Origin of the sequence: Cloacibacillus sp., assembly GCF_020860125.1 — a bacterium.
Lineage (GTDB): Bacteria > Synergistota > Synergistia > Synergistales > Synergistaceae > Cloacibacillus.
Window position 1 is genome coordinate 19,251 of record NZ_JAJBUX010000096.1, and the last position, 11,578, is coordinate 30,828.

General features: G+C 45.9%; 9 protein-coding genes, 1 pseudogene and 1 riboswitch. Of the genes and pseudogenes, 2 read left to right on the forward strand and 8 right to left on the reverse strand.

Annotated features, from left to right (window positions below; translation table 11 throughout):
• Positions 1-17 precede the first annotated feature (17 nt).
• The 6 genes from obgE to LIO98_RS12195 form a co-directional block, all read right to left on the reverse strand.
• Positions 18-1,475 (reverse strand): GTPase ObgE, encoded by a 1,458-nt coding sequence (gene obgE, locus LIO98_RS12175; protein WP_291957533.1) that lies wholly within the window; start codon positions 1,473-1,475, stop codon positions 18-20.
• Between the two features lie 339 nt (positions 1,476-1,814).
• Entirely contained in the window at positions 1,815-2,072 is a 258-nt protein-coding gene (gene rpmA / locus LIO98_RS12180) for a 50S ribosomal protein L27 (protein ID WP_066744587.1), read from the reverse strand.
• A 26-nt stretch (positions 2,073-2,098) separates the two neighbouring features.
• Complete coding sequence (gene rplU, locus LIO98_RS12185) at positions 2,099-2,410, reverse strand: 50S ribosomal protein L21 (RefSeq protein ID WP_291957537.1); 312 nt, start codon at positions 2,408-2,410, stop codon at positions 2,099-2,101.
• A 234-nt stretch (positions 2,411-2,644) separates the two neighbouring features.
• A complete protein-coding gene (locus LIO98_RS15445; RefSeq protein WP_363304378.1) occupies positions 2,645-3,181 on the reverse strand; it encodes an RDD family protein in 537 nt (178 codons plus the stop codon).
• Positions 3,182-3,371: 190 nt separating this feature from the next.
• Positions 3,372-4,226 carry a hypothetical protein gene (locus tag LIO98_RS12190; protein WP_291957540.1) on the reverse strand — a complete coding sequence of 285 codons (855 nt, stop codon included), beginning with the start codon at positions 4,224-4,226 and terminating at the stop codon, positions 3,372-3,374.
• A 54-nt stretch (positions 4,227-4,280) separates the two neighbouring features.
• Positions 4,281-4,371: riboswitch (cyclic di-GMP riboswitch) on the reverse strand.
• A gap of 444 nt (positions 4,372-4,815) precedes the next feature.
• A complete protein-coding gene (locus LIO98_RS12195) occupies positions 4,816-7,827 on the reverse strand; it encodes an AAA family ATPase (RefSeq protein ID WP_291957542.1) in 3,012 nt (1,003 codons plus the stop codon).
• 263 nt (positions 7,828-8,090) lie between these two features.
• Here LIO98_RS12195 and LIO98_RS12200 point away from each other — a divergent pair, with 263 nt between their 5' ends.
• The gene (locus LIO98_RS12200) at positions 8,091-9,308 is read left to right on the forward strand and encodes an aminotransferase class I/II-fold pyridoxal phosphate-dependent enzyme (protein WP_291957545.1); all 1,218 of its coding nucleotides are present in this window, start codon (positions 8,091-8,093) and stop codon (positions 9,306-9,308) included.
• Positions 9,309-9,352: 44 nt separating this feature from the next.
• Positions 9,353-10,201 (forward strand): EamA family transporter, encoded by an 849-nt coding sequence (locus LIO98_RS12205; RefSeq protein WP_291957548.1) that lies wholly within the window; start codon positions 9,353-9,355, stop codon positions 10,199-10,201.
• Positions 10,202-10,327: 126 nt separating this feature from the next.
• On the opposite strand, the gene LIO98_RS12210 is transcribed toward LIO98_RS12205, so the two are convergent.
• Positions 10,328-11,182, reverse strand: a complete 855-nt coding sequence (locus tag LIO98_RS12210; protein WP_291957551.1) for an aldo/keto reductase — start codon at positions 11,180-11,182, stop codon at positions 10,328-10,330.
• A gap of 37 nt (positions 11,183-11,219) precedes the next feature.
• Positions 11,220-11,578: pseudogene (locus tag LIO98_RS12215) on the reverse strand (chromosome segregation protein SMC); the annotation flags it as partial.

Here is an 11,578-nt window from a genome sequence, read left to right on the forward strand (position 1 = left end):
ATCAATGCTCCTATTTATTATTTGTTCTTATCTTCTTCTAAGCCGTCATTCTCGGAGGCCTCTTCGGCATCGTCCGTCTCAGGTAATGGCGTTACGTCCTCAGAGGACTCTTCGGCTTCGCTCTCAACAAGCTCGTCCGGCTCGTCGTCATCGGGAAGCTCGTCGGGGTAATAATCGGGATAGAAATCGAAATCCTTATACCCGATGCTTACCGTATCGCCGGGCACGGCGCCCGCCGCCTCAAGAAGCTCCTCCACCTTATATTTGCGCAGCAGCCGCGTAAAGCGCGCCACATTCTCTTCCTGACTGAAATCATAACGCTCGACGGCCTTTTCCAGCTGGCGGTGCATTACCCGGTAACCGCCGCCGTGCAGCGTGATGATCTGGATCCTATTGCGCTTGCGGAGCGGCGTCTTCTCCGGAACCCTCTCTTCGAGGGCGTAGAGCCGGACATTGCTCTCGGGCCGCGGATGATCCTTTACAAACTTGATTACCTCCTTGACGAGTTCGGGTATCCCCTCCTCCGTCAGGGCGCTTGCCGTGATCATAAGGATATTCTTTTCCTTAAAATAGGCGGCCAGCCTCTCCGTGAGCTCCCTTATAAGCTCCTCCTCTACCTCGTCGAGTTTGTTCGCAACGACGAAATAGGGGCGCTTTTCCAGCTCAGGGTCGTACTTCTCCATTTCCTGGCGCACGACCGTAAAATCTTGGATTATTGTATCATAATCGCCGCTTTCGAGACTTAAAACATGTACGAGAAGCCTCGTACGGTCCACATGCCGCAGAAACTCAAGACCGAGCCCCTTATTCATATGGGCCCCCTCGATCAGCCCCGGGATGTCGGCGATGACGATACGTTCGTCGCCGGTGTTGAGCACGCCGAGGTTTGGTGAGAGCGTCGTAAAGGGATAATTGGCAATTTTTGGCTGCGCGTTGGAGATGGCGGCCAAGATGCTGGACTTGCCCACATTTGGCAGCCCGACAAGGCCGACGTCCGCGATAAGCCGCAGTTCAAGGTGCAGCATCACCTCTTCGCCAAGATCGCCCTGTTCGCAAAAGCGCGGAGCCTTGCGTGCCGAGCTGGCGAAATATCGGTTTCCCCGACCGCCGCGTCCGCCGCGTGCCGCGACGAAACGGTCGTGTGGTTCCACAAGGTCGGCGTAGCCCTCCCCTGTCTCCGCGTCATAGATAACCGTGCCGCAGGGGACATAGATCACCTTATCCTCGCCGGCGGGGCCGTTTCTCGCGGCGCCCTTGCCGTGTCCGCCGTTCTCGCCTCTAATATGGTGCATATATTCAAGGTCCGCGAGTGTCTGCAGGTTGTTGGTAGCCTCGAAAATAACGCTGCCGCCGCGCCCGCCGTTGCCGCCGTCCGGGCCGCCGTTGGGTTTGAAGCGTTCGCGCAGGAAGCTCATGCAGCCATTGCCGCCGCGTCCCGCCTTAATAGACATTCGCAGAGAATCGACAAATTTCATATTTTCACCTCATTTCAAAAAATAACCATTACATTACCGCTCCGCTGATAATGGACAGAAAGCCGAAATCTTGATTTCGCGCGGACAGAGGCAAGCAGCTCCATCAGACGTGTCATTTATACGCCTGATCCACATGCGAAGGTTGTCCGTGACTTACAGGTGGGATGGGAAATCTTTGCTTTCCACAACAGGATCTGGTTTGTCCGTCGGAGTGTATATGACCGCTGGTTTTCCATCTAAAAAACGGGGGCCTGCTCTATGAGGGCCCCCGAAAAATTCTGATGCCACTGATTAGATCTTCAAAGATTGACTGTATAATCAGTGATTCTCTGGATTTAGTTAAAGTGTTTCCGGCTCGATCGTGACGTACTTGCGGTTTGCCTTTGTCTGGAAGCGGACCTTGCCGGGGACCAGCGCAAAAATCGTGAAATCACGGCCAAGGCCTGTGTGCTGTCCGGGGTGGTACTTTGTCCCCCTCTGACGGACGATGATCGTTCCCGCGTTTACAAAAGAACCGTCTCCGCGCTTGATGCCAAGATACTTAGGCTGACTGTCGCGGCCGTTGGTTGAACTTCCTTGCCCTTTTTTATGTGCCATAACTCAATATCCCCCTTGCGTAAAAACTAACCGTTGATTGCTTCGATCTGAACGAGCGTGTACTGCTGGCGGTGACCGCGGAACTTGCGGTAGTTCTTCTTTCTGCGGTACTTGAAGACGATGACCTTGTCATCCTTGCCGCTCTCGAGAATCTTCGCCGTTACCGTAGCTCCCTCAACATAAGGAGCGCCAACCACTGCGCCTTCGTCTTTGCCGAGGAGAATAACCTTGTCAAATTCTACCTGTGCTCCGTCTTCAGCGTGGATCTTCTCCAACCTGAACTTGTCGCCTGCCGCGACCCTGTACTGCTTTCCGCCCTGCTCGATTACTGCGTACATTCTATAAATTCCCTCCTCCGCTGTGTGTCAGGCAGCCAAATGACATTTTAAAGCCCGCACCAAGCGTATTCTAAAACTTGACAAGTATAGAGATAAAAAAGAGCCGTGTCAAGGGCGCGTCCGGGTTTTGTGCTTGCCCTTTTGTCCGCACCGCAGAAAAATCTTTTTTCGACATTACCACATCTATTGGATTGTTGCTCTTATTATATGGCTTATTCATTGCCGGTTCTCTATCTAAAGTTCATACAATACCATTGTATGGGCTAAATAATCATGTAGACAACGTTTTTTCTTTCCAAATATCAATAAATAATTAATTAAACATATGTAATTTAAAAGAGTTATGTGCAAAAAATAGTAATTTAGATAATCAATAAGAAATACAACACAGACAAATAAAATGTGCCTTATTATGAAAACGTTAAAAAGTGATGGAATCTTGTTTTGTGTTGTAACGATGCGTATCCTTAAGATTTTTTCCCCTATTGTTTGTCCTTTAATTAAAAATTTATAATTACAAAGAAAATATATAAAAAATGCGCTAATAGCTAAATACAATCTTTCTAATGAGTAGGCGGATACTAAATTATTTCCAAACAAGACTTTGTTTAACGTGAGGAAAATTACAACATATATTAGAATATCAATACTAGCGGCAATAAAACGTCTTGATCGGGATGCTAATTTATCTCGAGGTACAGCATCAACGCTCTTGATTTTATCTATATTACTTATTACTTGATTTTTCATTTTAATACCATTTCCATACATTATTGGAACCCCCAACAGTCAAATTAGTGTCTTACGTTAATTCTTTCCTATTCTGCATCGATAAAATAAAACAGCCGTCTGTCTGATTTCCACATCATCTCGTCTAATGAATCTACGGCTCTACAGTTGTTTGTTTCGAGGTCTCTCCGTGTGCCTATGCTTCGTTAAATGTTACGTTTATAGACATGCTTCAGTCTTCTCTGTACTTTGTTGCATTTAGATTCAGCGAGCTGCTTATAAAACCTATATAAGTAAGATCAAAAAGAAAATCCTCTACATAAAGAAAGGTCATCATAGAACAAAAAAGAGAGTGTAATGCAACTTTTGTATAAGATACAGGAACATTAATACTCTCAAACATGAAAAGCCCAAATACTGCACATGAGAGAACAATTGGGTGATGTCCATACTGCATTGCGGTGATATAAGTATCCATTCTGGAGCTTGATAAACTGTCGCCGCGCAAAAACTTATCTTCAATTATCGACCGTCCATAGGGATGTCTAAAGTAGTTTCGGTAATTCATAATTGGTGTACTGATAACAATGAAGAAAGTAAAATACCTTACCATTGGTACTCCACCACTGGAGCTGGGTAAATAATATATCAGTGGAATAGTCAGGCAGTACAATACAAACAGGAGACAGATTCTTTCATCTCTGTATTTACGAAACAGGAAATAACCGACGCCCCCGAGAATTACCAGAAAGATCACCGTGATTTTCAGTTTGACTGGAGGGAAAAATGAGAACACACAATAAATATACCATGCGCCAATTATAGAAATCATAGGAAAAAGAGTTATTGTACGTCTTTCTGATGTGTAAGCACATGCATGTTTGTAGGTAAAATAAACCACCGATATCAGAATAATGGTTGGTAGCAAATTAAATGGAAATGAAATTCTAGAGGCGATCACAAGATATGTGAGGAAAATAATTATAATATTATATGAAAAAGTAAAGCGGAATTTTTTCCATACCTCTTCTTCCGTCATTGCGAAATCCGCTCTTCTCTGCCGTGAGTTCTCCACTTGTGCCGCCACCTTATCCTGGTATAGATGAGCAAACGTTAATGCTCCGTGATCCAGATATTCAAATGAGGCAGCTGGCTGTCATAACTCGTGCAGAGAGTTTTCAGACCCTATAGCTTTGCGTCGCCGTCTTTGGACGGGTTTGCCTTTGACTCTGTTGTCCGTATAAAAAGATACTCTTGTGTCCTTTAACACTGGCGTTTTTATTCTTAATTATTCGTGGATCGATTGAGATGATAATATAGTAGTTGTTATTTTGTGTCAATTAGTCTAAAGATTCCATCTTCGTTTCTAGGCAACGCGCAGTCCCCTAACAGAAACATTGAGCAGCCCGTGATGCCGGGTGGCGGCATTTTTCGCTTTCACATGACAGCGGCAGGCCTCGGTGAACATTTATAGGAGGAAAATCATGTTTATTTTCTTAATATCTAAGATAATTTACGGCGAACGTTGTGAAATCGCAAAAAATGACGCTGCCCGGCAGCACGAACGTTGACGGCTGACTCATGAGTTTGCCCCCTGCACAAACACTTGAAAGCCTGTTGTTGATGCCTATGCCGCCGGACGGCGTCATTCACAGCGTTCATGGTGCACGGCAGGATTACAAAAACTGCCGTTTTATATAATCGGCACGTTTATATGCGCCCAATTCCTCATAAAGCGACACGGCGTTATTGGCGTAGTATTCGTATGGCATTTTTAAATGATTCAATAATTCTCTCTTATGTCTTACATCTGAGAATTTTACGACATACGCTTTTGACATTTCATGAACTGCGCGCCAGCTTTTTCTTCCCGATGTGATAAGAAAGTCAGCATTTTTTAACGATCTGACGGCACTGGCTATATCTCTTTCCCACACGTCGTCGATAGCTTTCAGACTGTAAAGCACAGGTGTACAGCAGCCTCCGCGGGAACTTTCGAACGATAAGGTACTTTCTTTGATATGCCTATGGAATAACGCGTTGTCACCAAGCCCCAGCGCAGCGTCGGCTGCATGTGCCTGAAAGTGGCTCTGTCCGCTAAATAGTCCCCTTTCCCTGCATAAAGCCGTACAATATTCAAACTCTTTTTTTGCAAATTCGTCGTCTCCGCGCCATTGGTGGATCTCTCCAATATAACAATGCGGCGCGAGACGGTTCAATGTATAAAATTTCTTCTCACACTCTAATTTTTCAAAGATTTTGACTGATTCTCTAAATACCGTAATTGCTGTGTCGTAGTCGCGTTCGATCATGTACGCGGTGCCAATGAAACGAAGCGCAAGCCCTATATGCTTATCCTTGCCTTTCTTTTTCGCATGATGTAGTATCTCTTTCGCTGTTTTTTTCAAAGCGTCGGCATTGTCGGTTTGTAGGTGTTGATAACCTGTGTTTTCAAGACAATGAAGCGATATTTCTAAAAGACCATCCTGTTCAGCCAGCCTGGAGGCAAGATTTGTCACGTTTATTCCCGCCGTATATTCCCCCCAGCTGATTAAATAACATCCATACATCGCATAGTAGGAGGCTTTTAATCTACGCAGTAAACGAGCGTCGCCTATGGCGCTTTCGCCGCATCTTTCAAATACTTGCGTGACGGCCTTGAATTTTTCTTCGGTGTCAATTTTATTGCTGAAAGGCATAGAACACTCTAAAAGAACCCCGTCCTCTATCAAGGGGAAAAGTATATGGTTAAGATTAAGGTCAAAGTAAATTTCCTCAAGACGCTGTTCCAACAACTTTACATCTTCTCCCGCTATTTTGTAATGATAACATAAAGTTGCCGATAATTCAGGTTTCCATATGTGTGGATAATATTTTGCAGACAGGAATTTTGCGATACTTTTGTGAAGGTATATCCTCTTAAAACCAGAAAGGGAACGATATACACTTTCTTTAATGTTTTCATGAGAAAAGTCTACAAAGAACCTGCCGTCGCTTTCAATTTCACGTATCATATCTCTGCAAAGCAGATCGGACAACGGCTCGTAGATATTTTCACACGGCATAGAAAGCGCTGCCGCGATGTTTTCCGCAGACGCCGGTCCGCCGAATACGGAAAGGCACGACAATATATCACGCTGTAGCACGCTGAGCTCTTCGAAGCGGCTCATTATCAGTTTATCAAGAGCTACTGAACAGTCCGCTTCCGCATGGTCTCTAACTTTTCTTACCATTTCCGCAAGTAATAACGGGATTCCCTCGCTTTTATCAAAGAAATAATCTTCGTTTCTCTTTTCTAATATATCTTCTTTCAAAAAATAACGACAATAGCTGACTGTCTCATCTTTGGAAAAAGGCGGCAGAGGTATGTCCATAAGGCAATGATGAAACTCGATTTTGATGTTATAAAGAAATTTTATTATCGTATCAGAAAATTCAGGGCGGCTCGTAAAAAAGAAGATCGCAGGAAGCCGCAACTTCATAATGAAGATACGCAATAGAGCCAACGAATGTTCGTCGTACCAATGCAGATCTTCAAAAATCAACATAAGCCGCTTTCCCGCGCATAGTCTATTAACGAGCATGGCGAGCGTATGTCCGACAGCGAATATTTCACGCTCTGGAGAAAGCGGGGCTCCACGGATCTGCATATTATCCGGCAGGTCGTAGAAATAACGGGACAATATTGCGATAGAGTCCCCTCCTATCGATAAAGCGCGGTCATTATATTTTTTGGTAATTTGACGTACAAACTCATTCCATGAGGAATATCGGAATCTTTCTCCCACAGGTAATGGGAGGGTGCTGAATAATTCGACATTTTCGTCCTTAAGCAGCTTTACAGCCCTATTGACGAGTGTTGTTTTGCCAATACCGGCCTCTCCGTATATACAACAGAACAACATCTCGCCGCTATACCTGGAAGCGTTGCCGATAATTTCATTGATTTCACAATTACGTCCATAAAAGAAATTATTCATATGCAACGCATTTCCGTCTGAATCAGCCAGCAGCTTTTGAGCTGATTGACGCAAATGGGCGTCGGGGGCAACGCCATCTTCCTCCAGTCGTTCGCAGAAAGTCCTGTAAAGAGACAGCGCTTTGGATGGCGTCTTCATACTAATATAGCAACGCATCAATAGGAGTAATGTATCTTCATCAAATGGCTCAAGTTTAAGAATGGCCGATAGCGTTTCCGCCTTCATACTCTCCGGACCAGCCGTATAAATAGAGCTCCTTTCTTTTAAATATTTGACAACTTTATCTTTGATATCCTTTTTTGTATAACGCAGCCACTCGTCAAACTCGGGAGATGACGGCAGCTCAAGGTTTTTTAGCGGCTCTTCAAATATTACCGTTGGTAAGGTGCATTCCGCCGGAAGCGCGCATAGTTCTTCAACATCGGTTATAAAACAGCATAATGAAAGCTCTCTGCCGCAGGAGCAAAAGTTTTGCGGCAGAATTTTTTTTAGCTGATAAACCGCATTACGGATATTTCCCGCCGCCTCGCGCTCTCCCTTGTCCCCCCAAAGCAGCCCGGCTATTTTCTCTCTTGAAGAGATTCCCTCCAGGGCGATATAAAACAAAAGGGCCTCTGCTTTTTTAAACGGCAGGGTAAGCTCTTCTCCGTTTTTTTCAATGCGGGCTTTTCCAAGTAAATGGAATTTAAGAATGTCTTGTTTGTCCAAAGGGCGCTCCATTCTCTGCGTTGATACGCAGATAATTTTTATTTATTCCAGATTTGATAAAATGTATCAAAAAAATCATAAAATATGCGTAAAAAATAAAAATAAACGAACTTTGTTTATAAAACAACCCTTGTGATCTTGGTCTGATTTTATATGTATTTTACGCTTAATCTATATACTTGCAAACAACAAAGACAGATTATCTGTTAGTCAGCCATCATTTATTAATACTATGAGAACGAAAATATTGAGGAGGTATGGTTATGCATAATTTCGCAAATATCCCTAAAATGGTACAGTTGGCCGATGAGTCGTTTGAGAAAATAAAAAGATCAGGGCTGTCAGGTGTAACGGGGAAAGATATTGGCAGAGAGATGATGCGGATGAAAAACGGGCATGTTTTCATGAATATGTCCAGCTGCAGTTATTTAGGATTAAATGATTTTCCCACAGTTAAACAGGGTTTGCTGGACGGTCTTGAAGAGGCGGGCGGTATCCAAATAGCGGCAGCCCCATTAAGGGTCCGTTTAGCTATCGTAGATGAAGTAAATGAAGAATTCGGAAACTTTATGGGCTGCAACGCATTTATGACATGGACGTGTTCGTTAGCCTCCTTCGGAATCCTCCCACTGCTGGCCGCCGGGCTTTTTACCGGTAATAAGCCGCCGGTCATGGTCTATGATAAAAATGCACACTTTTGTATGAATTACATGAAGGCGGCCTGTGCTGACGAGACGGAGGTGATCACTATCAACCACAATGACATGGCGGCGCTGGAAAAAATATGCAAAACTAAAAACCCTGTCGTGTATCTTTGTGAAAGTCTTTATAGCACGGGTGGCGTCACATGCCTGGATGAAATACTGCGGCTGCAAGAAAAATATGGTATGTATATTTTGATCGACGAAGCTCACGGACTCTCCGTTGTTGGTAAGAACGGAAAGGGACTGTTAATCGATAAACTTGGAGCACTAAACGATAGATCGTTTTTTATCGCTTCATTAGAAAAGGGATTTGGCGCCCACGGCGGAGGCGTTATTTTGTTTTCTGACAAAAAATTACTCGATATAATTGAAAGATACGGAGGTCCGCTCGAATGGAGCGCTCCCGTTCCTTCGATGATCTGTGGTTCTACACGAGCCTGTCTGAAACTTCATGCTGACGGTACTGTCGATAATTTACAAAAGATATTGCATGAGAAGGTCAGACTTTTTGACCAGCTTATGGATATCAAAGAGAGCGACCTTTGGAGCGCGGTTAGAGTTATCAAATACCCTGACGAAGACGAACTGTTTTATACTGGCATTCGCCTGTTTGAAGAAGGGTTCTATACCTCGACTGTTGCCTTCCCGACCGTAAAAGGAGGCAATTCAGGATTACACATAATGTTACGTGCTAATATGGAAGATGAAGAACTGAGAAAGTTTGCCGGCCTTCTGAAGCTTATAAAATTAGAATGGGCCGATAGGAAGAGGAAATGAGGTACTCTATTATTTTTGTCATATTAATAGCGGTTTCGTCCATCATGATAGAGGATTCCACGGCTCGCTATCCACTATGGTTTTCGATATTTTTTAATACTCTTATGACCGTGGTGATCTTTAATCTAATGTGTATAAAAAAGATCAAAGAGACTTACGCGGCATGTGTCAAATATAAGGGTGTTGCGCTGCGGATGATGCTGTTTACTTTGTTGATCTATACGCTCTGTTTTTTCAGTACTGAGATGGTGGGGGCATCCAATTACAACTCTTTTTATTTTGCAGGCAGTGCGCTGCTTGGCTATTGGTTTCTAAAGGCGGAAAGGGAAAAACGCCGGGTAAATGTCCGAATGTCTGTTGTTTTGCTGATACTTTGCGTTGCCTATGGCGCTTACTTGTGTTTTTCTGCACGGAGCGTAACCACGTGCTCCTTAGGAATATTATGGGCCGTTACCGGCAGCGTCAGCGGTTATTTTTATGCCGTTGATTCCTCCCGATTTGCACAGCTGGCGGGAACTTCAGCAAACCAGATACTCGCGCTGCGTTTTGACCTGCTGCTGCTATTCTCCTTATTTATGCTGCCGAAAGATACTATGCAGCTTGTCAATTCGCGGAGTATGCTCTACATGTTTGTTTTAGCGTTGACCGGCACTGCATTGCCGGTCTATTTCCTGCAAAGGGGTATTAATGTTATAGGAGCGGAGGTAAACGGGATAATCGTTGCGTTTATCCCGTTTCTGACGATGATTCTGTCGGTGATATTCTACAGGGTGTTCGACCTTAATGAATCTGGTTTTGTGATAATACTGACGGCGTTGCTTATTTTGCCGTTATTCCCCTATGGGAAGATCAAAAGATGTAAATTTGTGAACAGGAACGGAAAACTGTTGTAATATCGACATTCCCTCAGCAAGAACAGAAAAGCACCGGCTCTTCTCGCTGGGGGAATGTGCATATTGATGCAAAATCACATAAATTATCGTAATGGGCACATATTCTGTCTACTCACAGTCAGCGCTCTATACGATGTCTAGGGCTGTTTTTCTCTTTGGCGCGGGGAATTCGCGGTCGATGAGACGGAGCTCTTCTTCCGTCAGGGTTATGCCGCCCGCCGCCGCGTTGCTCAGCGCGTGTTGTTTTTGTCCGCTGCGGGGAATGGCGATCACGTTTCCGCTGCGGATGGCGAAGGCGAGGAGTATTTGCGCGACGGTGGCGTCATGGTTTGCGGCGATCTTGCTGAGCGTCCCGCTGCCGTAGAGTCCGCGGTGCAGGCCGCCGCCCTGCGCCAGCGGACAGTAGCCCATCACGGGGATGCGGCGCTCCGTCAGCCACGGAAGCAGGGAGTATTCAATGCCGCGCGAGGCTATGTGATAGAGCACCTGGTTCGCGGCGCAGTTTTTTCCGCCGGGGACGTTCCACAGCTCCCGCATGTCGTCAGTGTCGAAATTGGAGACGCCCCAGCGGCGAATCAGGCCCCTCTTTTTCAGCTCTTCCATACAGGCGGCCGTCTCTTCCAGAGGCACGGGGCCCCGCCAGTGCAGCAGGTATAGGTCAAGGTAGGTCGTGCCCATGCGCTCGAGGCTTGCCTCGCAGCTTTTGAAGATGCGCTCCCGCCCCGCGTTGTGCGGATAGACTTTGGAGACTAGGAACAGTCTTTCTCGGTCAAGCTCTCTTACCGCCTGCCCCACGAGCCTCTCGGCTCTGCCCTCTCCGTACATCTCCGCGGTGTCGATCAGGGTCATACCCGCCTCTACGCCCGCGATCAGCGCCTCTTTTTCCTGTTCAGCCTTTTCTTTATGGTCTCCGAGAAACCATGTGCCCTGTCCGATGGCGGGGACTGTTTCACCGTCGGGAAAGCGAATCTGTCTGTCCATAGAATTTACCTCTCAAGTTTATATGATAGCGAAGCCGTTATTGTTCCCCGCCGCTGTTTTCCAGCAGCGCTTTCGCGTGTTCCAAGGCCTCGTAGGAGCTTTCGTCGCCGGAGAGCATTCTTGCGATTTCGCGTTCGCGCGCCTCTCCCGCTACCTCCGTTATTTCGGTGTTTTCTCCATCTCTTTTGACGACGAAGTGCTGATCGGCCATCGCGGCGATGGTCGCCTGGTGGGTTATCAGTATCGTGCAGCAGCGGCGTGAGAGTTGGCGCAGTTTGCAGCCGGCGAAGAGCGCGGTTTTGCCGCCGAGCCCCGCCTCCACTTCGTCGAATACCAATGTTCCGGGCAGTTTGTCGTCGCCTACGGAAAGCTGTAACGCTATAAGTAAGCGCGAAA